Genomic DNA, 20,911 nt, shown 5'->3' on the forward strand with positions numbered 1-20,911 from the left:
TTTATCGGGGGGATCGATGAGTACGCAAAGCACTAACGTCCGCTGGCAACTGTGGATTGTTGCCATCGGCTTCTTTATGCAGACGCTGGATACCACCATCGTGAATACCGCGATCCCGTCGATGGCGCACGATCTGGGTGTCAGCCCGCTGCACATGCACTCGGTCATCGTCTATTACGTGCTGACGGTAGCGGTGATGCTGCCGGTCAGCGGCTGGCTGGCCGATCGCTTTGGCGTGCGCAACATTTTCTTCTGCGCCATTGTGCTGTTCAGCCTGGGATCACTGCTGTGCGCCCTCTCCGGCACCCTCGATCAGCTGGTGCTGTCGCGGGTGGTTCAGGGGATTGGCGGGGCAATGATGGTGCCGGTGGGTCGTCTGACGGTGATGAAAATCGTGCCGCGCGAGCAGTATATGTCCGCCATGACGTTTGTCACTCTGCCCGGCCAGATCGGTCCGCTGCTGGGTCCGGCGCTGGGCGGTGTGCTGGTGGAGTACGCCAGCTGGCACTGGATCTTTCTGATCAATATCCCGGTCGGCATTGCAGGCGCTATTGCCACCCTGATGCTGATGCCCAACTACAGCATGCAGACGCGGCGCTTTGATTTCGGCGGTTTTATCCTGCTGGCCGCCGGAATGGCAACCCTGACGCTGGCGCTGGATGGTCAGCGCAGCAGTGGCGGCTCTCCGCTGCTGCTGGGTGCCATGATCCTCATTGGTATGTTCTCTCTGCTGTTCTACCTGATGCATGCGCGCAGCAATGATAATGCGCTGTTCAGCCTGAAGCTGTTTGATAATCGCATCTACTCCATTGGTCTGCTCGGCAGTTTTACCGGCCGCATCGGCAGCGGCATGCTGCCCTTTATGACGCCTATCTTTCTGCAGCTCGGCATGGGTTACAGCCCGTTTCATGCTGGTCTGATGATGATTCCGATGGTGCTGGGGAATATGGGGATGAAACGCATTGTGGTGCGCATCGTCAATCTTTATGGCTACCGCAACGTGCTGGTGATGTCGACCGTGGCGCTGGCGCTGGTGGTCCTGCTGTTTCCGCTGGTGGCAATTCTGGGCTGGGTCTGGCTGCTGCCACTGGTGCTGTTTCTGCAGGGCATGGTCAACGCCATCCGCTTCTCTTCAATGAATACCCTGACGCTGAAGGAGCTGCCTGATGAGCTGGCGTCCAGCGGCAACAGCCTGCTGTCGATGATTATGCAGCTGTCGATGAGTATTGGCGTTACCGTGGCCGGGCTGCTGCTGGGGGCATTTGCTCAGGAAAGCGCAGCGAACAGCACGGCGGAACATCAGATGTTTATTTATACCTACCTTTGCATGTCGCTGATTATCATCCTGCCCGCGCTGGTGTTCTGGCGCGTGCCGCCACAGGTGAGTACCAACGTTGATTTGCGACGCCGGAGAAAAAAATGAGAGATAACCTGCGCCTGGGCATCGGTGCCAAACTGTTTATGGCGATTTTCGCCACCTGCATGCTGGTGCTGATTACCATGCACTGGGGGGTTCGCCTCAGTTTCGAGCATGGCTTTGTCGACTACATTAAGCGCGGCAACGAGCAGCGGTTAAATCTGCTCAGCGATGCCCTGGCCGATCAGTATGAGCAGCACGGCAACTGGGATTTTTTGCGCCACAACGATCGGCTGGTGTTCACCATGCTGCGCTCGCTGGAGCAGAATCCCGACAGTAACAGTCAGCTGCCGCCGCACGGCTGGCGCACCCAGTTCTGGATCCTCGATCAGCAATATAAAGTGCTGGCCGGGCCAAAATCGCCGGTGCCGCCCGAAGGCACGCGACGCAATATCACCACCAGCAATAATAAAGTGGTCGGCTGGGTCATCGGCTCGCCGCCGGAGCGGCTGACGCGCAGCACCGACATTAACTTTGATCAGCAGCAGCGGCGCACCAGCTGGATTATCGTCGGGCTGTCCACGCTGCTGGCGGCGCTGGCAACCTGGCTGATGGCGCGCGGTCTGCTGGCTCCGGTCAAACGACTGGTTGACGGCACCCATCATCTGGCGGCCGGTAATTTTGCCACCCGCGTTGAGGTCAGCAGCCGGGATGAGCTGGGCCAGCTGGCCAGGGACTTTAACCTCCTTGCCAGCTCGCTGGAGAAAAATGAGAGCATGCGCCGCGCCTTTATGGCCGATATCTCCCATGAGTTACGCACTCCACTGGCGATCCTGCGCGGTGAACTGGAAGCGATGCAGGATGGCGTGCGCAAACTGACGCCGGAAGCGATCGCCTCGCTACAGAGCGAAGTGGTGGTGCTGACCAAGCTGGTCGACGATCTGCACCAGCTGTCGCTGTCCGATGAGGGCGCCCTTGCCTATCGCAAGCAGGCAACCGATCTGGTGCAACTGCTGGAAGTGACGGCGGGCAGCTTTGCCGAACGCTATCGTGCACACGGGCTGACGCTGAAACTCAATCTGCCCGATAACGCCCCCTTCTTTGGCGATCCCGACCGCCTGATGCAGTTGTTCACTAATCTGCTGGAGAACAGCCTGCGCTACACCGACAGCGGGGGCCGGGTTGAAGTGACGCTGAACTATGAGGCACCCAACTGGCGCATCGAGTTTGATGACAGCGCACCGGGCGTGGATGGGGAACATCAGGCCCAGATTTTTGAGCGCTTCTTCCGCACCGAAGGCTCGCGCAATCGCGCCAGCGGTGGCTCGGGCCTGGGCCTGGCCATCTGTAAAAATATCGCTGACGCGCATGGCGGCGATATTCATGCGGCGCACTCTGATTTAGGTGGACTGAAAATCGCGCTACACTTGCGCTATGTTCCCCTTGTGTAGACGCTTATGAGCCTGGAAAACCACGACCCGCTGATTCTGGTGGTCGAAGATGAGCCGAAACTGGCGCAGCTGATGATCGATTATCTGCATGCCTCGAACTACCGTACCCATCACATCGCCGACGGTAACGCGGTGCTGGAGTATGTGCGCCAGACGCCACCCGACCTGATGCTGCTGGATTTGATGCTGCCAGGCACCGACGGTTTAACGCTGTGCCGTGAAATCCGTCGTCATTCCGAACTGCCGATTATTATGGTCACCGCCCGCACCGAGGAGATCGATCGGCTGCTGGGGCTGGAGCTGGGCGCGGATGACTACATCTGTAAACCCTTCAGCCCGCGTGAAGTAGTGGCACGAGTTAAAACGATTCTGCGCCGGGTAAAACGGTCGGCGGAAGAGCCGCAAAGCGCCTCGTTACTTCGCGTCGATGAGAGCCGCTTCTTCGCCAGCTGGCGCGACAAGCCGCTGGATCTCACGCCGGCGGAGTTCCGTCTGCTGAAAACGCTGTCGCTGGAGCCGGGCAAGGTCTTTTCACGCGAACAGCTGCTTAACCATCTCTATGATGACTACCGCGTGGTCACGGACCGCACCATCGACAGCCATATAAAGAACCTGCGGCGCAAGCTGGAGACTCTCGACAGCGAGCAACCTTTTATCCGCGCCGTCTACGGCATGGGCTATCGCTGGGAAGCCGATGCCTGTCATTTGATCTAGTTTGATCCCGATCAATTTACTTCCCTTTTCTCACTGCCTACAATTCCGCACCTTTTGCAGGGCTTAACTGCCCTGCACCTGCCGCCTGAGGCGACATGCTGACCTGACATCAGTGAGAAAATCATGAAACCCGAACTGCTTTCCCCCGCTGGCACCCTGAAGAACATGCGTTACGCGTTTGCTTATGGTGCCGATGCCGTCTATGCCGGCCAGCCGCGCTACAGCCTGCGGGTGCGCAACAACGAATTCACCCACGAAAACCTCGCACTGGGCATCAGTGAAGCGCACGCGCTGGGTAAAAAATTCTACGTGGTGGTGAACATTGCGCCGCACAACGCCAAGCTGAAAACCTTTATTCGTGACTTAGCGCCGGTAGTGGCGATGCAGCCCGACGCGCTGATCATGTCCGATCCCGGCCTGATCATGCTGGTGCGCGACGCTTTCCCGACGATGCCGGTTCATCTGTCGGTGCAGGCCAATGCGGTCAACTGGGCCACGGTAAAGTTCTGGCAGCAGATGGGCCTGAGCCGGGTGATTCTGTCACGTGAGCTGTCGCTGGAGGAGATCGCCGAGATCCGCCAGCAGGTCCCGGAGATGGAGCTGGAAGTCTTTGTCCATGGCGCACTCTGCATGGCCTACTCCGGTCGCTGCCTGCTCTCCGGCTATATGAACAAACGCGACCCGAATCAGGGAACCTGCACCAACGCCTGCCGCTGGGAGTATAAAGTGGCGGAGGGTCAGCAGGATGAGGTGGGGAATATCGTCGGTATCCACCAGCCTGTCGCCGTACAGGATGTGACGCCAACGCTGGGCGTTGGTCAGCCCACCGACAAGGTGTTTCTGCTGGAAGAGAAGATGAAGCCCGGCGAGGTGATGAGCGCGTTCGAAGATGAGCACGGCACCTACATCATGAACTCGCGGGATCTGCGCGCGGTTGCGCACGTGGAGCGGCTCAGTGAGATGGGCGTTCATTCGCTGAAGATTGAGGGACGCACCAAGTCCTACTACTACTGCGCCCGCACCGCTCAGGTTTATCGCCGGGCGATTGATGATGCCGCTGCCGGTAAGCCGTTTGATCCCTCACTGCTGTTAACCCTGGAAGGCCTGGCACATCGTGGCTATACCGAAGGCTTCCTGCGCCGCCACACTCACGACAGCTACCAGAATTATCAGCAGGGCTTTTCGGTGTCCGACCGCCAGCAGTTTGTCGGCGAATTCACCGGCGAACGCCGGGGCGAATGGGCTGAAGTGGCGGTGAAGAATAAGTTTATGCTGCACGACAGCGTGGAGATCATGACGCCTCAGGGGAACCTGAATTGCCAGCTGGACGCGCTGCAGAATGCGCGCGGCGAACCCACTGAAGTTGCGCCGGGCGATGGCCATCGCGTCTGGCTGCGGGTGCCAGAGGAGGTGGATCTGCGTTTTGCACTGCTGCTGCGCAACTTCGATCATGGTGAAGATACCCGGGACCCTCATAATCGTTTACCAACGGAAACATTTTGAGGAAATCAGAACAGGATCACAGACCCCTGCGCAGCGCTGCTTTATAGTCCCGCCTGCTGCTAACGAGTAACAACAAACGGCAGATTTACCAGGAACCACCTCATTTACCCGCCCGGCTCCCCCGTGCGGGTTTTCTTTTCTCTCTTTCGCCAATAATTTACTGCTGGCAGCTGTGTTATAAATCCCTTCTTACTCTGTAGATCTTCAAGGAACGCAAAATGGATAATAAACCGCTTACGCTGCTCATCCTGAATGGGAAAGGCGCGGGTAATGATGATCTGCGCGAAGCTATCTCGACCCTGCGTGAAGAAGGCTTCGACATTGCGGTGCGTGTCACATTTGAAAAAGGTGACGGCGATCGGTACGTCAAAGAGGCCATTGCGCTGCAGGCCGCGACCGTGGTGGCCGGTGGTGGCGATGGCACCATCAATGAAATTGCGACTGCGCTGGCTTCTTCTGAAGCGGATCATCGCCCGGTGCTGGGCATCCTGCCGCTGGGTACCGCCAACGATTTTGCCACCAGCGTCGGCATCCCGGAAGAGATGGAACCAGCACTGCGACTGGCGATTCAGGGCAAAGCCAGTGCCATCGATCTGGCCAGGGTAAACCAGAGCCACTACTTCATCAATATGGCGACCGGCGGGTTTGGCACCCGTATCACGACTGAAACCCCGGAAAAGCTGAAGTCGGCGCTGGGTGGCGTCTCCTACTTTATTCACGGCCTGATGCGCATGGATACGCTGAAACCGGATACCTGCGAGATCAGCGGCCCCGATTTTGCCTGGCAGGGTGATGCGCTGGTGATCGGTATCGGTAATGGTCGTCAGGCGGGCGGCGGTCAGCGGTTATGCCCTTCTGCCCTGATCAACGATGGCCGACTTGACGTCAGTGTTGTCACCGCGCAGGAGTTGCTGCCTACCCTGCTGCACTCGCTGACCGGCGACGATGACAATCCCGGCATCGTCACCACGCAACTGGAGTCACTGACGATCCGTTCTCCGCATGAGATGACCTTTAACCTCGATGGCGAGCCGCTTTCCGGGCGCGAATTCGTGATTGAGGTGATGGCGGGCGCGCTGAGCTGCCGCCTGCCGCCGCAGTGCGCGCTGCTTGCCTGAACCGACATCAGGGGCGAAAGCCCCTTTTTCTTCTGCTGCCATTAGCGCCCATTTTCTCCGTAACATCCCTCCTGCTGCCTCGCTTTATCACGCCTTAACGGGCGTTTTCAGGCAATGTAAACACTCTGTGATTCCGTTCACAACTCTGCCACCCTAACTTGTATGGTAGTATTAAAGAGCGTACTTTTTCATCATTGAACGCTGACTTAAGGCAACCAGGATGAAAATTGTTAAGGCAGAAGTATTTGTAACCTGCGCAGGCAGAAACTTTGTCACCGTAAAGATCACCACCGATCAGGGTCTGACCGGCATTGGCGACGCAACGCTGAATGGCCGTGAATTACCGGTCGCCTCCTACCTGAAAGATCACGTCTGCCCGCAGCTGATTGGCCGCGATGCGCATCAGATCGAAGACATCTGGCAATATTTCTACAAGGGCGCTTACTGGCGTCGTGGCCCGGTCACCATGTCCGCTATCTCGGCAGTCGATATGGCACTGTGGGATATCAAAGGCAAAGCCGCCAATATGCCGGTGTATCAGCTGCTGGGTGGTGCATCCCGTACCGGCGTGATGGTCTATTGCCACACCACCGGTCACTCCATTGATGAAGTGATGGATGACTACGCGAAGCACAAAGAGCTGGGCTTCAAAGCGATTCGCGCGCAGTGCGGCGTTCCGGGCATGAAAACCACTTACGGCATGGCGAAAGGTAAAGGTCTGGCCTATGAGCCTGCAACCAAAGGCAACTGGCCGGAAGAGCAGCTCTGGTCAACCGAGAAATACCTCGATTTCACCCCGAAACTGTTCGCCGCCATCCGTGACAAGTTTGGTTTCGACGAGCACTTGCTGCATGACATGCATCATCGCCTGACGCCGATTGAAGCGGCGCGTTTTGGCAAGAGCGTGGAAGATTATCGCCTGTTCTGGATGGAAGATCCGACGCCTGCTGAGAATCAGGAGTGCTTCCGCCTGATCCGCCAGCATACCGTTACGCCGATTGCCGTGGGTGAAGTGTTCAACAGCATCTGGGATTGTAAGCAGCTGATTGAAGAACAGCTGATCGACTACATCCGCACCACCATTACGCATGCGGGCGGCATTACCGGTATGCGGCGTATCGCTGATTTTGCCTCGCTCTATCAGGTGCGCACCGGCTCGCACGGTCCTTCTGATCTCTCCCCTGTCTGCATGGCAGCTGCACTGCACTTTGACCTCTGGGTGCCGAACTTCGGTGTGCAGGAGTACATGGGCTTCTCTGAACAGATGATGGAGCTGTTTGATGCAAACTGGACCTTTGACCAGGGCTATATGCATCCAGGCGACAAACCCGGTCTCGGCATTGAATTCAACGAGAAACTGGCGTCGAAATATCCCTATGAACCTGCCTATCTCCCGGTCGCCCGTCTTGAAGACGGCACCCTGTGGAACTGGTAAGGAGAAGCTGATGAAAAGCGTTGTTATTGAACAGCCGGGTGAACTGGTAGTGGCTGAACGTCCGCTGCCACAACCTGCGGCGGGCGAAGTCCGGGTCAAAGTGGCTTATGCCAGTATCTGCGGCTCTGATGTGCATATCTGGCACGGTCATAACCCGTTCGCGAAATATCCACGGGTAATTGGTCACGAATTTTTCGGCGTCATTGACGCGGTGGGTGACGGTGTTGATCCGGCCCGGCTGGGCGACCGCGTGGCGGTGGATCCGGTGGTGAGCTGCGGCAGCTGCTATCCCTGCTCGGTAGGCCGTCCCAATGTCTGCACCACACTGCAGGTGATTGGCGTGCACCGTGATGGCGGCTTCAGCGAGTTTGCGCTGGCTCCGGCAAAAAATGCCTTTTCCCTGCCGGACAGCATCCCCGATCGGCTCGCCAGTCTGGTTGAGCCTTTCACTATCGCCGCCAATATCACCGCGTTTCTCAAACCGCAGCCAGACGATGTGGCGCTGATTTACGGTGCCGGTCCGATGGGGCTCACTGCGATTCAGGTGCTGAAGGGCGTCTATAAGGTTAAAAAGGTGATGGTGGTGGATCGCCTGCCGGAAAGGCTGGCACTTGCAGAGCAGAGCGGTGCGGATCAACTGTTCGATAACAGCGAAATCCCGCTGGCGGCACAGCTTGAGGGCGTGCAGCCTACGCTGATTATCGACGCGGCCTGCCATCCCACCATTCTGGCTGAAGCAGCTGCCCTCGCCTCACCGGCCGCGCGCATTGGCCTGCTGGGTTTCTCCGGCGAGCCGTGCAGCATTACTCAGCAGAGCCTGACCAGCAAGGAGCTGTCGCTGTTTACCTCACGTCTTAACAGCAATCGTTTCCCCCAGGTGATCGAATGGATGGAAAAAGGGTTAATCCAGCCAGAGAAACTGGTCACGCACTACTTCCCGCTGCAGGAGATTGAGCGTGCGATGACCCTGTTTGAAAAAGATCCGCGCACCTGCTGCAAAGTCATACTTCAGATGGGTTAATTATCCGCTGAACACCAGGTCTCCTCAGCCGGTGCGTACCCGCCGGCATGACTATAAAGATAAAACAGATCACGGAGTTTGTATGTTCAAGAATCTGCGCTGGACCCTCGTTTTGCTGCTGTTCCTGGTTTACATGATTAACTACCTCGATCGTGTCGCCCTGTCGCTGACGGTGCCGCTGGTGGAAAAAGATCTGGCGATCAATGCTGAGCAGTTTGGCATGATCTTCGGCAGCTTTTTCTTTGGCTATGCCCTGTTTAACTTCCTTGGCGGCCTTGCCACTGACCGCTATGGCCCTAAAATCGTGCTGGCCGTGGCGGTAGGAGCCTGGTCCATTTTCTGCGGCATGACCGCACTGGCCACCGGCTTCTGGTCACTGCTGATCCTGCGTGTGCTGTTCGGCATGGCTGAAGGCCCGATCTGCTCCTCGGCCAACAAAGCGATTAACGGCTGGTTCCCGAAAAAACAGGCCGCGACGGCCATGGGCTTACTGAGTGCCGGATCACCTTTGGGTGGTGCGGTCGCTGGCCCAATCATTGGTTATCTGGCGCTCGCCTATGGCTGGCGTCCGGCGTTCGTAATTGTCTGCTGTATCGGACTGGTGTGGATGGCATTCTGGCTCTTCTTCGCCGCTGACAATCCGGCGAAGAGCAAGCGTGTCAGCGAAGAGGAACGTCTGCTGATTGATCGCCTGAAAGCAACGAACCCGAATGATGAAGTTGATCTGTCGGAAACGTCACATCCGTTTGGCTACTACCTGCGCCAGCCGATTATCCTGGTCACCGCTTTTGCCTTCTTCTGCTACAACTACATTCTGTTCTTCTTCCTGAGCTGGTTCCCGGCCTACCTGGTGCAGGCGCACGGCCTGGATATCAAATCGATGAGCATCACCACTATGATCCCGTGGATCGTCGGTTTCGTTGGCCTGGCGCTGGGTGGCTGGATCTCCGATAAGATCTTTAACATCACCGGCAAGCTGTTGTTGTCCCGTAAAATTGTGCTGGTGGTCTCACTGCTGGCCGCCGCAATTTGTGTGGCGCTGGCGGGTACGATAAAAGATGTGGTGCCTGCGGTAATTATGATGTCGGTGTCGATTTTCTTTCTCTATATCACCGGCGCAATCTACTGGGCGATTATTCAGGATGTGGTGCACAAGAGCCGTATCGGCAGCATTAGCGGCTTTATCCATCTGGTGGGTAGCCTCTCCGGCATCATCGGGCCCATCGTCACCGGGTTTATTGTTCATCACACCGGTAAATTCGATAGCGCCTTTATCCTTGCGGGCTGTGTCGCCGCGCTGGGTGCCTTCCTGGTGTTATTTGTGATTCGCAGTCCGAAAACCCAGGATAAACCGGTTTCGGTCTGAGTGTTGTTTCGCTAACAGATGTATGATTTCGGGGCGCTTTGCGCCCCGTGTGCCATAAGGATGGACTATGTTACAGATTGATCGCCTGCCCGCTGAGGTCAAGCGCCCCGCTTACGACCGCAGCCAGTTAAAAACCCGTATGGTACATATCGGTTTTGGTGCATTTCACCGCGCCCATCAGGCGCTCTGCAGCGATAAGCTGGCTGAACAGGGCAGCGACTGGGGTTATTGTGAAGTGAACCTCAACAGCGGCGCGTTGATTGAGGCCCTGCGAGAGCAGCAGCTGCTTTATACCCTCACCGAGATGGCCGATGATTCATTGCATACCCGGGTGGTTGGCGTCATTACTCAGGCACTGCACGGCAAAAGTGACGGTATTGAGGCGGTGATCAATGCCATGAGCCAGCCTGAGGTGGCCATTGTCTCCATGACCGTCACCGAAAAAGGCTATTGCCACCAGCCTGCCAGTGGAAATTTAAATCCCGATCACCCTGATATCGTGCATGACCTGCAGAATCCGCATTCGCCGCGTTCGCTGCCCGGTCTGATTCTGGCCGCGATTCGCCGCCGACGGGATCAGGGCTTACCCGCCTTTAGCGTGATGTCCTGTGACAACATGCCGGAAAACGGTCACGTGACCCGCAACGTTGTTGTGCAACTGGCACAGCATCAGGATCCGGCACTGGCAGACTATATTCAGCAACACATTACCTTCCCCTCCACCATGGTGGATCGTATCGTTCCGGCCATGACCGATGCAGCGTTTGCGGCACTAGGCGCGCGTCTGGGTTCCGACGACCCGGTTGCGGTTGAAGCGGAGCCCTTCTTTCAGTGGGTGATTGAAGATAACTTCGTCAATGGCCGTCCGGCGTGGGAAAAAGCGGGCGCAGAACTGGTCAGTGACGTTCTGCCCTATGAAGAGATGAAACTGCGCATGCTGAATGGCAGCCACTCTTTTCTGGCCTATCTCGGCTTCCTGGCCGGTTATGAATACATCAGCGACTGCGTGGCCGATCCCCATTTCCGCGCCGCCGCCCGTTCACTGATGATTGATGAGCAGGCGCCGACGCTGCGTACCCAGGGCGTGGATCTCAACGCCTATGCCGATTCGCTGATCGCCCGTTACGAAAACCGTGCCATTAAACATCGCACATATCAAATCGCCACTGACGGATCGCAAAAATTGCCACAACGCATGCTCGATAGTCTGCGCTGGCATCTGCAGCGCGGTAGCCGCTGCGACCTGCTGCTGCTGGGCGTGGCGGGCTGGATGCGCTATGTCGGCGGCGTCGATGAACAGGGTCAACCGATTGAGATCCGCGATCCGCTGAAAGCCACGCTGGCAGAGACGGTTGCCGGTAGCGAAGAAGGCGAAGCGCGTGTCCGTGCGCTATTGGGTCTGCGCGACATCTTTGGCGACGATCTGGCGCAGAACGCCGATCTGGTGGCCCGACTGACGACGTATTACCAGCAGCTGACGACTCAGGGCGCGCGGGCGACGGTGCAGCAGTGTATGAGCCAGGCATAACAGCCTGGTGACAAAGCGCTGGCGCAGATGCAGCGCGCTGATTAGACTGACACTTTCCCATCGCGCTGGCCCCTGCCAGCCGTAATATGGATATTGCTGCATGTCGATCGCCTATACCATTACTACCAGCGAACCGGTAAATCAGCAGATTTACCGGTATCTGCGCAAAGATATCGTCACCTGCGCAATTCAGCCGGGCTCGCTGCTCTCGGAAAAAGAGGTGTCCGCGCGCTTCAACGTTTCACGCCAGCCGGTGCGTGAAGCGTTCATCAAGCTGGCCGAAGCCGGACTGGTACAGGTATTGCCGCAGCGTGGCACTTTCGTGCGCAAAATCTCCGCTAAGCGGGTGGCGGATGGCCGTTTTATCCGGGAGGCAGTCGAGGTGTCGGTGGTTCGCCGTGCGGCACTGGAGATTGATGATCCGGCCCTGATGGCGCTGGAGCATAACCTGCAGCTGCAGCGCATGGCCGCTGAACGGCATGACAGCCAGGCTTTTCTCACTCTGGACGATGAGTTTCATCGCCTGATTGCTGAAAGCATTGACTGTAAGCTGGCCTGGGAAACGGTGGAGAACATCAAAGCGGCCATGGACCGGGTGCGGTTTCTGACGCTGAGTGAAGTCTCTCCACCGGACAAGCTGATTGAGCAGCATGAAGAGATTTTTGCGGCGCTGAAGCGTCATGACGCCGATGCAGCCGAAGCGGCAATGCGTCGTCATCTGCAGGAGATGATCTTCTCTATCACCCCGATTGCCGAGCGTAACAGCGCCTGGTTTGAAGCACCCTGAACCTGAAACCGCCCGCACCACCTGATTACCAGGTCGATGCGGGCCTTCGTCGTTACCACCATTGATGAAAATGGTGAACCGGCCCGATACCCTTCCCGACCTCCAGCGAATCCGCCTGCAGCAGCGCCTGCTGTAACCAGTTTTTGGCTTCCCCGATCGTCTCTGCCCAGTCAGCATGACGTGGTCGCAACGCGGCTAAGGCTGCCGACAGCGTACAGCCGGTGCCGTGCGTATGACGGGTATTCACGCGCGGCGTACTGAATCGCTGCTCTGCTGAGTGCGTGATCAGCCAGTCCGGGCTCTCCGCCGCCGTAAGGTGACCGCCCTTCATCAGCACGGCCTGACAGCCCAGTGCCAGCAATGCCCGTCCCTGCTCGCGCATTTCCTCTTCATCTGCCGCAATGGCGCAATCCAGCAACGCCGCCGCTTCCGGCAGATTAGGCGTGATCAGCGAGACCTGCGGCAATAACAGCTCTCGTACACTGGCTACGGCGTCTGGCGAGAGCAGCGCATCACCACTTTTCGCAACCATGACCGTGTCCAGCACGATAAACGGGATTGCCGCATTGCTCAGCCGGGCCGCAACCTGCTCCACGATAGCCGTTTCTGACAGCATGCCAATTTTTGCGCTGTCGATGCGCACATCACTGAGCACCGAATCGAGCTGGGCGGCCACAAAGTCAGGCGTAATGCGATAAACCGACTGCACGCCGCAGGTGTTCTGTGCCACCAGCGCGGTGATGACGCTGGTGCCATAGGCTCCCAGAGCGGAGAAGGTCTTGAGATCGGCCTGAATCCCTGCGCCGCCGCTGGGATCGGTACCCGCAATCGTCAGAGCGTTAATACGTTTCATGATTACCCTCCAGCGTCCAGAGTGCATCAATAAACGCCGTGGCAAAGCTGCCGGGTCCGGCAGCCTGCGCCGCCGCCTTTTCACCCGCCAGCGCCATCACCTGACAGGCGGCCGCGACATTCATCAGCCGATCGCCAGGCAGAGAGCTGAAACCCGCCACCACTGCCGAGAGGGCGCAGCCGGTCCCGACTACCTGTGTCATTAAGGGGCTTCCACCGTGTACAGCAAGGAGTCGCTGACCATCGGTGGCGTAGTCCACTTCACCGGTGACGACCACCAGCGTGCTCCAGGTTTCCGCGAGCTGTTGGGCCGCATCGAGTGCTGCATCCGCCTGATGCAGCGTGTCGACACCGCGCCCGCCGCTGGCCTGTTGTGCCAGCGCCAGAATCTCTGACGCATTCCCCCGAATCACCGCCGGTTGCTGGTTTAACAACTGCTGGCAGAAGTCACTGCGCAGCGTCAGCGCGCCGACGGCAACCGGATCGAGTGTCCAGGGCGTGCCCGCCTGATTAGCCGCGGTGACGGCAGCCTGCATCGCCTGCTGGCGATCGCGGGTTAAGGTGCCCACGTTAATCAGCAGTGCATCGGCCATGCTACTGAACTGGGCAGCCTCAGCGGCATCGATCACCATCGCCGGTGAGGCATGGAGTGCCAGCAACACGTTGGCGGTGAAGTTCTGGACCACGTCATTGGTCATACAGTGCACCAGCGGTGACTGGCGCCGGAAAGCGTGCAGAATGGGCGCGAAGTGCGCGGCAGAAAGGTGTTGAGATTGATGTGTCATCGTAGCTCCCAACCGGCGAACAAGAAGGCGAATGCGGTCAGGCATCAGACTTCCCTACGCTGGCATTATCCAGTTCAGGTCAGCGGGTTTTTCTCAGCCCTTTCCGTGTGGAAAGCGGCACCCCGAGTCATATAGATATTACTCCATCTATTAGCAGCTTACGGGAAGGGGCTTGTTTGCACAAGCCTGTGTCCTGATGCCTGACCGCATTGATTACGCCGAAAGGGAATGTCACAGTTTTGTGCCAATTTTATCACAGTGTTTGTGACATGCATCGAACTCACCTACCCATTTCAAAACAATCAATTGCTTGCTTTTGATGCTTTAAAAATTGGATACTTAGGAAAACTCTTAGAGCAATGCAATATTACAATCTTATTTGGGAAGATCATGAAAGGAACTGCCCTGTCGTTAGCGGCTATTATGTTAGCTGGCTGCTCTGCTAAATATAATCAAATTGACGTAAAGCAAACTACTGAACTTTTAGATAGGAAAGGTTCTGTACTCATTGCCATGCCTAAAGATGGCTTCTATGACACAACAGTTTATCGTAGTTCCGGGCAGGAAACAGCCAGTGCTATACAGGCCGCGTTTACACGGCATTCAGATAATGTCAGCATTTCTCAGCAGTGCTCAGATATTCAATGCCTAAAGAATAACTCTAATGATTATACATACTTGGTAGTACCTCAGATTCTACATTGGGAAGACAGGGCTACTGAATGGTCAATGAAGCCTGATAAAATCGAGATAAAATTAGCTATTTATAAATCATCAGATTTATCTTTGCTAAGCTCTTCGGTAATTAATGGTTCAAGTAAGATTGCAACCTGGGGCGGTGACCATCCTCAGGATTTGTTATCAGTACCTATTAACAGCTATATATCATCCCTCTACTAAGGATTAACTTAAGATAAAGATAGAGTGATATATAAGCATGAGGGAAATGTTAAAATTTCAGAAATTAATCAGTCAGATACAGCCACATTAAGGCGAGTAGTGTGGCTGATTTGATGGGATGATGAAGAGAAGGCTAAGGGATTAGCCATAATCAAATGCGCTTAGCTAGTGTCCAGACATTCTGGACTCCGCCTGTGATTCCGCCAGCGGCAACGCTCACTATTCCAGCCCACAACGTTTCAAAAAATAAAGCGACAAACAACACGATGTGACGCAAAAGTTTATTCATAGGCACCCCCTTATTAGCATAATCATTTAACAAAACGCTGATATAGCGTATTAGGTTTAAGATTAAGAGAAGGGCCAGAAGAGCAAGCATTGAGGTAGGACTCGAACCTACGCATACACTTGCTAAACGCACTTGTGTTAATGTTAATGCTGTTAAGGTTTAAAAGTCAAGAATATTTATTTCTTAATAGCCAATGCAGCTAGCGCTTTTCTACTGGCTTCAATTTTAGCCCTGCGTTGCTTCTCAACAATGTGCTCATCAAGAATTAACTCAATGCCGACTTTAACCACAGGGAAGGCGTCTAAACATTCTTGCTCGCTTAGCTCATGCACCCCTTTGCTAAGGATTCCATAAAGCTGATGGTTCTCAACAAGGAAGGGGGGAAGATGTCCGCTAAGCATTTTTATCTTGTCATTCATCCTGGCCGTTTTAAATGCTTGCTCATCAAAGCTATCATCTTTTAATGCTTCTGCTTTAGCCTCTTCAATCAGGCTTTCAAAAATTCTACGCAGATAAACAAATGAACCTACGCCTACACCATGAGCCGCAAGACCAATAGCTTTCTTTAATTCATTAAAATATTGCCTGCTAAGCACAGATGAGTATTTTTTCACATCATGCATATTCAAATCAGCTACACTTGGGTTTTGACCAACTTTCTGAAGCGTAAAATCTACTTCTGACACATACAAGAAAAATACTAATTTGTGACTCTGTTCCCTTGCGCAATAAAACTGTTGCTGTTTATAGCCATAGCTAATGTCGAACCCCTCGAGTATAGAACTGCTTCTGCGAGACTCTCTGCTAAAAACGCTATGTGACTTACACCCATGGCAATATGAATCAATAGTGTCCGGTGCTGAAATTAATAATTCAAACAAGTTTTTATTTACGTTGCGGATATCAACGCTATCATAAAGAGCGTATTTAAGGTAAAAATCCTCTGAAGAAGGCAGGACAGGAGAGTTATCGGAGGAGGCTGACATTGATGATCCCTTGTTTTTGTGTACAATGTAAGCTGGCATCATAGGATGAATCTGTATGGTGTGTGAACTACTAAGTGTAGTAAAATTAGAAGAAGAAAAGACATTTACCCTCTAACGCTCTCAGAGGCATTCTGGCAGTATCTCGCTTAAAATAACACATACCCCTGCCCTTTATATTACCTCTCCTCCTAATGCGTTACAGGGCGTTTAAATGGCACGCATACCTGTTGCCATAGACTGGCTGAACAGTGGCTAACAATTAAATGCTATAATGAATAGTTAGGAAGCTGTTTGTCCTGAATTTTCCCTTCTTTACCTATCAATAAGTTAGAGGATTCAGGCGAGATAATTAAAATAGTTTGCAGTATTTTTCTTAAAAATTCGATATTACTATATAGAGACATTATTTTTTATTGTCCTTATGAAGAAAATTCGTTACTTTTTACCTGTTCACCCGGTAATACATAGTATAGGTACTATTAATTATTATCTATTAATCCTAATAGAAATGAATAACATCCTAACGCCCTAGCCGGGCAGGCTAAAAGAAACGCCTGAAGCTATCTCGCACTCTCGTGCTCGCCACGCTCCCAGCAACAGCCTTTATTCTTTCTGAACGAAGTGAGGCTAGCCTATTGCTAGCTGAATGAGTTCTCAGCGTAACGCCGTAGGCATTCTGTTGACATTCCCCGCATGGGCAGGCTCCGCAGGAAATGCCCATGATATGTATCATGTATGCAGATAGATAAGAGGGTATAGAATCCTTTAATAACTACCTCGCTATTAGCCCTTAATAACTACCGCCGAAATAAACTACCCTTTCAAGGATAACAATAATAATGAAAATTGAATGGATTAAAGTAGATGGCATGATGTTTGCCATTGATAAAGTTACAGGTGAAATCCTGAGTAAAACTATGGACACTCAATCACTCTATACACATTAATAACAGGCTGGAGTGAGCGAAATGAAATATGGGTATGCACGTGTTAGTACACAGGAGCAGAACACAGGCATACAGGTAACTGCTCTCACAGAGCTGGGCTGTGAGCGTGTGTATCATGAGAACATTTCTGGTAAGAATGCTCAGAGGCCTGAGCTGGTACGCCTGCTTGCTGATGTGCAGGAAGGCTACACTGTTGTTGTGATGAAGCTAGACCGCTTAGCACGTAATACACGTGATGCTCTGTCTATTGCTGATGAGCTGAAGGCTAAGGGAGTAGGCTTAGTGTGTATGGACTTAGGGCAAACAGATATTAACTCTGACATTGGACGTGTTATCTACACAGTGATTGCAGCTGTGGGAGAGTTTGAGCGTAAGCGTATATTAGAGCGTACCAATGAGGGTAAGAAGGCTGCTAAGGAGAGAGGCGTAGTTTTTGGCCCTAAGCCTGATGAAGCTCTTCATACACGTATACGTGAGCTATATGAGGGGGAATGAATAAGTTGGCTATTAGTAAGGAGCTTTCTATCTCACGCACTACCGTGCACAAAGTATTAAATTAATTACCGCAATAGTATTTAAAGGCTTCTCAGGGGGAAACGGAGCGTTAGTCAGGAACAGTGAATAACAACTACCCTCCGGAATGTACAAGCTAACGAACAGCCCCAGCTGTGAGGGAGATTGGTGCGTTTCTGTTGACCTTTGCAGCTCTGCTGCGTGCCCTATAATAGCATTTGTTAGTCAGAGTAAAATAAGCCATTGACCCTACTCTCCCCTCTCCTTTCATACACATTCCATTTATGTTATTCCTCCCTCCTGAAAATCATTCCCCCTGTATATCCTATTGTTTGTCATTCTATAACGCCTACGGCGAGACAGGTTGTATTAAGGCGTATTCTCCGTGACGTATGTCACCCTGAATGAGCCAGCGAATAGCTGGTGAATGAGGGAATGGAGAATGAACATAGTGACTATTCTCGCAGCTTTGCTGCGTTATATTAGATGGGGTTGATAGGACACCCCACGATACATAGGAGCGAAGCGGGTATCGATATAGGTGTTTTCTCATCCTCTGTGCTAAAGCACGTTTATTACTGCTGACGCTGAAGCGAGATATTGCCTAGCGTCAACATGTATTGTTATGAGCCTGTCTTCGCAAGTAGATAGTTATTAAATGCGCTACAAGCAATCAGCATAAATCGCGCATCCTCTAAGCTAGGTTCAGGGGAATCATTGCCTAATGCATGGCGTATTCCTGGCTGGTCACTAGTGTAACCATACAACTGAGTGAAGGCTTGTTTCATTGCAGGGTGGATATACCCTTGCTTCTCAATTAAAGTAAGACACTTTCCTAGCGTACCTTTATCATCCTCAGTGATCTTTTTACATAGTGATTCAATAGCTGATATAGATTCTTTGATGGAATTTCGATAATCAGGTTGCTCCCTATCAGCCATTAATTCAAGCGCCCTTTCAAAGTGCAAACCTGAAGATTCGGGACTATTAGCAATGGCCTCTTGTATGCTCTGTACTTCAACCTCACTTGATATGGGAGTGACAAGATAGTTGATGATAGTATAAGCAACACCAAATTTTCTAAAAGTTTGATTCATATCCCTTAAAAGGGCTTTTTTATTTGTCTCATTAACACTTTGAATTATAAACTCAATTACATCCAATACGCTGTACCAATCATCATTGGATATTGAGTTCTTTAGCATATCAGCCATAGAAGGAGAGTAGATATTACCTCTCACCAAAGATGGTATATCATCGATTGGCCGGTTTAAGTAGTCAGTCCATATTCCCCTCAGACAATACTGGGTATCTGCTGCGATTGTAACTCCCCCTAACCCTAAGTTTCTATGAATGCAATTCCAGATACCTATTCTCGAATCATTGTTCAGGCTTTCAATTTGGATTACGTCTTCAACTTTCACATATCCATATCGTTGGGAGAATCGTCTAGCCATTTTTGCCCCTGCTTTCTATGCTGAGTGTGCGCCGTGTAATGGCTTAGAGCCAATTCAGATTATCAATGATATGACAAACAACAGATAGCGGGAAGTCGTGCATGTATCTTCTCGTGATTCCCGTTCCTGTTTTCTCATGCCCAACTACCTGCTGTAAATGAGCAACGTTATTCATCCATCCAGAAGCAGCAGTTACAACGCTATGCCTGAAGCTATGCACAATACGTCTTTGATTGTGTATGTCCAGATACGGGATAGCTAGCGTCTCCCTGATGGTGGTTAGCTCCTTGCCAATCTTAGCCATGTTGGTTCCTGACACTTCAGGGAATAGCGCATCATTACTTACTTCAACAAACTGAAGAAATCCCAAATCAATCAGATGCTGATGAATGGGAATCTGCCTTGTAGCGTTGTCTGTCTTACCATCCCTGATTAGCAAGTGGTGTCGATTGCTATCATCATCAAAATACACCTGCCCTTTAGTGAGCGTTGCTATCTCACTGCGTCTGGCTCCTGTATAAGCAAGCAGCAGGACAACCCATTTCAGCCAGCCCTCAGCCTCATTGATGGCGTATGAAACGAATGAGCGCATTTCATTAGGCGTATAGGCTCCAAAGCGTTTTGCTGATGGAGGGGCCGTTATTCCGTCCGTAGGAGATTTGGTTAATATCCCCTTCTCATCTGTCAGGAAAGTTTTGAACAGGGATTTATAAATCTTCAGGTGTTTATGTATAGCTTCAGAGCCTATCACATCTTTCTCTGGCACATTATCACAGGCTAATAGCTGCTGAATTGTCATAGACCTATAGGGCTGTATAACGCGCTTAGGGAGGTTTTCTACAGCCTCCATAACCTGACGTATGTCACGTGTTGTTATCTTCTCTACATCGCTCTGAGGTCCAATTAGGGCTATCAATGGCTTAATGTAACGCTCATTAGCTGAGGCTATAGCTATAGTCCATTTCATCCCACGTTCTGCTTTGTATTTCTCCCATGCTTCAGCAAGCATCAATGCATTGGCTTCTCTGTAGCTATCAGTCTCAAGAGAACGTCGATACATCTTCCCAGCAGGGAGGCAGAATTGGACGTAATAAATTGAATGGCGTTTGAACGTGTAGCGGATGCGTTTAGACAGCAATTGGTGTTCCTCATCTTGTGCCAGTGGCTAATAAATACAAGATGGAATAAGTGCTATCTATATGAAATTTGAAGGTATTAACACCCCTACGCTGGCATTATCCAGTTCAGGTCAGCGGGTTTTTCTCAGCCCTTTCCGTGTGGAAAGCGGCACCCCGAGTCGTATTACGGCTTGCAGCATAGGCAAGCCGCGCAGCGAAAGCAAGCGACTCCCGCCTGGGAAATAATCAGAGCTGAAACAATTCACATGATCCCGATCAACGCCTGAGGGTGCAAAAAAAGGCTTAATGCTGCGGGTTAACGAGATACCTCTTTATAGGTAGCCCCGCTTATTACCCGGATGGGTAATATTTCCTGCAGTGACTCTGGTTACCCCATAATAATTAACCTGCTCGCAGCATCATCGTAAAAAACACTTTATTTCATGGAGTCAGAAAACTCCTGAAGCGGAACTTCATACTATTCAGGATGTATGATGCGATTTTTAGCGCTTATTCCACACCGCCATCGATGGCAGGATATTAATATTGAACGCAAGGGTGCCGTGGCACCCAATGGCAGACAGTACCTCTCCACCTATATCTCCGCCCGTTGCACAGGCTGTGGCGAAATTATTCACCGTGTCTATTATCGCGACATCAGCGATCGGCAGGCGCGCCGCTGGTTAGGTTAACGTCCCGGCAACGGTCATTCCGGACACAGTTCAGGTTAACAGTTAGTTAGCAATTTGTTAGTCTGGTAACTAATCATCGTCTGACCAGACTC

General features: G+C 52.7%; 19 protein-coding genes and 2 riboswitches. Of the genes, 13 read left to right on the top strand and 6 right to left on the bottom strand.

The features are described 5' to 3' along the window. Window positions 1–16 precede the first annotated feature (16 nt). The 10 genes from ACMGGP_RS11420 to ACMGGP_RS11465 all read left to right on the top strand — a co-directional run bounded on the left by ACMGGP_RS11420 (window position 17) and on the right by ACMGGP_RS11465 (window position 12,280). Entirely contained in the window at window positions 17–1,423 is a 1,407-nt protein-coding gene (locus ACMGGP_RS11420) for an MFS transporter (protein WP_010248184.1), read from the top strand. Next, entirely contained in the window at window positions 1,420–2,808 is a 1,389-nt protein-coding gene (gene baeS, locus ACMGGP_RS11425) for an envelope stress sensor histidine kinase BaeS (protein WP_010670989.1), read from the top strand. Before ACMGGP_RS11420 ends, baeS begins: the two co-directional genes overlap by 4 nt. Window positions 2,809–2,814: 6 nt before the next feature. Further along, window positions 2,815–3,522 (top strand): envelope stress response regulator BaeR, encoded by a 708-nt coding sequence (baeR, locus tag ACMGGP_RS11430; protein WP_010248188.1) that lies wholly within the window; start codon window positions 2,815–2,817, stop codon window positions 3,520–3,522. 123 nt (window positions 3,523–3,645) lie between these two features. Continuing rightward, on the top strand, window positions 3,646–5,025 hold the full coding sequence (gene trhP / locus ACMGGP_RS11435; protein WP_154210360.1) for a prephenate-dependent tRNA uridine(34) hydroxylase TrhP: 1,380 nt from the start codon (window positions 3,646–3,648) through the stop codon (window positions 5,023–5,025). A 218-nt stretch (window positions 5,026–5,243) separates the two neighbouring features. Next, a complete protein-coding gene (gene yegS / locus ACMGGP_RS11440) occupies window positions 5,244–6,143 on the top strand; it encodes a lipid kinase YegS (RefSeq protein WP_010248192.1) in 900 nt (299 codons plus the stop codon). 220 nt (window positions 6,144–6,363) lie between these two features. Continuing rightward, window positions 6,364–7,578 carry a D-mannonate dehydratase ManD gene (manD, locus tag ACMGGP_RS11445; protein ID WP_010670990.1) on the top strand — a complete coding sequence of 405 codons (1,215 nt, stop codon included), beginning with the start codon at window positions 6,364–6,366 and terminating at the stop codon, window positions 7,576–7,578. Window positions 7,579–7,588: 10 nt separating this feature from the next. Continuing rightward, window positions 7,589–8,599, top strand: coding sequence for a Zn-dependent oxidoreductase (locus ACMGGP_RS11450; protein ID WP_033788256.1), 1,011 nt, complete (start codon window positions 7,589–7,591; stop codon window positions 8,597–8,599). Between the two features lie 82 nt (window positions 8,600–8,681). Further along, entirely contained in the window at window positions 8,682–9,965 is a 1,284-nt protein-coding gene (locus ACMGGP_RS11455; protein ID WP_010248200.1) for an MFS transporter, read from the top strand. Between the two features lie 67 nt (window positions 9,966–10,032). Beyond that, complete coding sequence (locus tag ACMGGP_RS11460) at window positions 10,033–11,493, top strand: mannitol dehydrogenase family protein (RefSeq protein ID WP_498798455.1); 1,461 nt, start codon at window positions 10,033–10,035, stop codon at window positions 11,491–11,493. A 100-nt stretch (window positions 11,494–11,593) separates the two neighbouring features. Beyond that, window positions 11,594–12,280: a GntR family transcriptional regulator gene (locus ACMGGP_RS11465; RefSeq protein ID WP_010248206.1), complete on the top strand. Its 687-nt coding sequence runs from the start codon at window positions 11,594–11,596 to the stop codon at window positions 12,278–12,280. A 52-nt stretch (window positions 12,281–12,332) separates the two neighbouring features. Here ACMGGP_RS11465 and thiD read toward each other — a convergent pair whose 3' ends face one another. Then, window positions 12,333–13,133 carry a bifunctional hydroxymethylpyrimidine kinase/phosphomethylpyrimidine kinase gene (gene thiD / locus ACMGGP_RS11470; RefSeq protein ID WP_033778762.1) on the bottom strand — a complete coding sequence of 267 codons (801 nt, stop codon included), beginning with the start codon at window positions 13,131–13,133 and terminating at the stop codon, window positions 12,333–12,335. Next, on the bottom strand, window positions 13,120–13,917 hold the full coding sequence (gene thiM, locus ACMGGP_RS11475) for a hydroxyethylthiazole kinase (protein WP_089413997.1): 798 nt from the start codon (window positions 13,915–13,917) through the stop codon (window positions 13,120–13,122). Before thiM ends, thiD begins: the two co-directional genes overlap by 14 nt. Before the next feature lie 34 nt (window positions 13,918–13,951). Then, window positions 13,952–14,052, bottom strand: a riboswitch (TPP riboswitch). A 93-nt stretch (window positions 14,053–14,145) separates the two neighbouring features. On the opposite strand from thiM, the gene ACMGGP_RS11480 reads away from it, so the two are divergent. Further along, the gene (locus ACMGGP_RS11480) at window positions 14,146–14,817 is read left to right on the top strand and encodes a DUF4823 domain-containing protein (RefSeq protein WP_243208644.1); all 672 of its coding nucleotides are present in this window, start codon (window positions 14,146–14,148) and stop codon (window positions 14,815–14,817) included. Between the two features lie 151 nt (window positions 14,818–14,968). Here the strand turns inward: ACMGGP_RS11480 and ACMGGP_RS11485 are convergent, their stop codons facing one another. Together ACMGGP_RS11485 and ACMGGP_RS11490 are read right to left on the bottom strand one after the other, a co-directional pair. After that, window positions 14,969–15,106, bottom strand: a complete 138-nt coding sequence (locus ACMGGP_RS11485; RefSeq protein WP_167430683.1) for a hypothetical protein — start codon at window positions 15,104–15,106, stop codon at window positions 14,969–14,971. Window positions 15,107–15,282: 176 nt separating this feature from the next. Next, entirely contained in the window at window positions 15,283–16,092 is an 810-nt protein-coding gene (locus ACMGGP_RS11490) for a short-chain dehydrogenase (RefSeq protein ID WP_167430682.1), read from the bottom strand. Between the two features lie 968 nt (window positions 16,093–17,060). Between ACMGGP_RS11490 and ACMGGP_RS11495 the strand changes: the two genes are divergently transcribed. Next, complete coding sequence (locus ACMGGP_RS11495; protein WP_207713353.1) at window positions 17,061–17,534, top strand: recombinase family protein; 474 nt, start codon at window positions 17,061–17,063, stop codon at window positions 17,532–17,534. 641 nt (window positions 17,535–18,175) lie between these two features. Here ACMGGP_RS11495 and ACMGGP_RS11500 read toward each other — a convergent pair. Both ACMGGP_RS11500 and ACMGGP_RS11505 read right to left on the bottom strand, forming a co-directional pair. Continuing rightward, on the bottom strand, window positions 18,176–19,009 hold the full coding sequence (locus ACMGGP_RS11500; RefSeq protein ID WP_167430681.1) for an AbiJ-NTD4 domain-containing protein: 834 nt from the start codon (window positions 19,007–19,009) through the stop codon (window positions 18,176–18,178). A 43-nt stretch (window positions 19,010–19,052) separates the two neighbouring features. Beyond that, the gene (locus tag ACMGGP_RS11505) at window positions 19,053–20,147 is read right to left on the bottom strand and encodes a tyrosine-type recombinase/integrase (protein ID WP_498798456.1); all 1,095 of its coding nucleotides are present in this window, start codon (window positions 20,145–20,147) and stop codon (window positions 19,053–19,055) included. Between the two features lie 66 nt (window positions 20,148–20,213). After that, window positions 20,214–20,314, bottom strand: a riboswitch (TPP riboswitch). Between the two features lie 304 nt (window positions 20,315–20,618). Between ACMGGP_RS11505 and ACMGGP_RS11510 the strand changes: the two genes are divergently transcribed. Beyond that, window positions 20,619–20,819: a hypothetical protein gene (locus ACMGGP_RS11510; RefSeq protein WP_498798457.1), complete on the top strand. Its 201-nt coding sequence runs from the start codon at window positions 20,619–20,621 to the stop codon at window positions 20,817–20,819. Window positions 20,820–20,911: the final 92 nt, after the last annotated feature.

This window comes from Curtobacterium sp. BNK-1 (genome assembly GCF_048685235.1).
Lineage (GTDB): Bacteria > Pseudomonadota > Gammaproteobacteria > Enterobacterales > Enterobacteriaceae > Pantoea > Pantoea agglomerans.